This window comes from Novipirellula sp., from assembly GCF_041583735.1.
Classification (GTDB): Bacteria; Planctomycetota; Planctomycetia; order Pirellulales; family Pirellulaceae; genus Novipirellula.
This window is the reverse complement of sequence record NZ_JBFHFD010001013.1, coordinates 1-1,794: the sequence shown is the minus strand read 5'-3', so window position 1 is coordinate 1,794 and position 1,794 is coordinate 1. Positions and strand designations below refer to the sequence as shown.

The following is a 1,794-nucleotide window of genomic DNA, read 5'->3' as shown; positions in this document are numbered from 1 at the left end:
GTCCACATGCCGATTCCCCAGTGAAAGGGCGAGCCTCCTTTGCCAATCACAATCCCAGGGCGAGTAATCACCACGTCGAGCCCTTGGTCTCGTTGCAATTGGCCGAGATGATCTTCGATGACGGCCTTGGATTTCGCATACAAATTGCGGCCTTCGATTCGCGGATCCAGCGGCGTGGTTTCCGTGATCGTGCCCGCGTTGGAACCGGCATAGTAGGCGTCGATCGAACTGGTGTAGACCAATCGGCCGACGCCTAAGTCCACGCATTGTTTTGCGAGCTGCAGAGTGGGCTGGATGTCCGATTTCACGTAATCCTTCCACGTCTTGCCCATCCCGCGTGCCAAGTGGAAGACACCATTGACACCCTGCAACGCCTTCGCCACATCATCGGCATTAGCCAAGTCGCCGCGAACGAGTTCGACGTGGGGATGACGCAGCAGATCAGGGACATCGTGGGGGCGGCGAACGAAACAGCGAACCCAGCGGCCTTGTTCGGTGAGTCGCCGGACCAACGCTTGGCCGATAAATCCGCTTCCGCCAAACACCAAGCATGGTTTGCGGTTGCGCTCCCTGCCGTCACCCCGCTCGCCGTCACCTCGCTCGCGTTCGTCCCGTTTGTCTAACGCCGATCCGTTCGTTGCCCGTTCAGTCGTTGCCCGTTGAGTCGTTACCCGTTTGTCGACACGATGACCTGGGACCGAGGGCACGACACCGCGACCGAGTTGTTCGCACAGTTCGATCACGGATTGTCCCGAAGCTCCCGACAATCGCTTGGATATCGCGTTTCCGGACAGCAGCGAGTGATAGAAATCGGCAATCGCGTTGGCGATACTCTCGCCGTAGGGATTGCCGTTTTTGCAAAGTCCCAGTTTGCTGCCGATATAGCGACGCAGTCCCGCTTTGGCTTGTTGATGCAAATCCCGGCTTGTCTGTTTCAAGCGGTGGTAGCGATCAAAATCGATGGAATAGCGAGTCGCTCGATTCAGCGTAAACGTGTTGTCTTCGATGTCGGCCGTCGCGCTGCCATGGCTGCCACGGACATGGATCGAAAACTCGTTCATCCCGCTGCCCAGCGACAGACGAGCTTGAACGGCGATTCGGCCCGCAGTCATGCTAAATGCCCAGTTACGCATCAACGAACGGCCATGCGGCAGCGAAATCGGATGTGTCGCAATCCCGGTGATCGACTCAGGAAACGTCGCTAAATCCAGCACCGGGCTGACGACGTGAGGCCCAAGTTCGAGCAACAGGTTGGCAGGGTCACGCAGCATCCAGATCGAAAAGGGGCCGTTATTGAATTGGGGCAGGTGTTTGTTCCAAGCGATGTCGATCGCATCGACACGGCCCACCTTTCCGCTTTCGATACATCGCCGCAGATCTTCGTAGACACGCGAAAACAGAAAGTTGTGATTGATTCCTAGTTGAACGCCGTAACGGTCGGCCGTCGTGATCAGCTCGCCGCACTCGAGCGACGATGTCGCCATCGGTTTTTCGACGAACACATGCACTCCGGCTGCCATGCATTGGCGGGCCACCGCAGCGTGGACGTCGGGCGGAACGAGCACGTGGACTACGTCCAATTCGCTGGCCCCCAGCATTGCATCGAGCGAAGCGAAGTGATTCGCAATGCCAAACGTTTCCGCAGCCTGCTTCGCCGCCGACAGGTTGACGTCGGCGATCGCGATGAGTTCCGCATTCGGATGCTGCTGGATCGCCGCCGCATGCCACTGGGTGATGTAGCCGGCGCCGACCAACCCCACTTTCAGCGGAACCGCAAGGCGAGTGTTCGGTTGG

At 58.5% G+C, this 1,794-nt stretch carries 1 protein-coding gene; it reads right to left on the bottom strand.

Translation table 11 applies throughout. The features are described 5' to 3' along the window. A partial coding sequence (locus tag ABX962_RS35590; RefSeq protein WP_372726386.1) for a Gfo/Idh/MocA family oxidoreductase occupies positions 1–1,794 on the bottom strand: 1,794 nt, incomplete at both ends.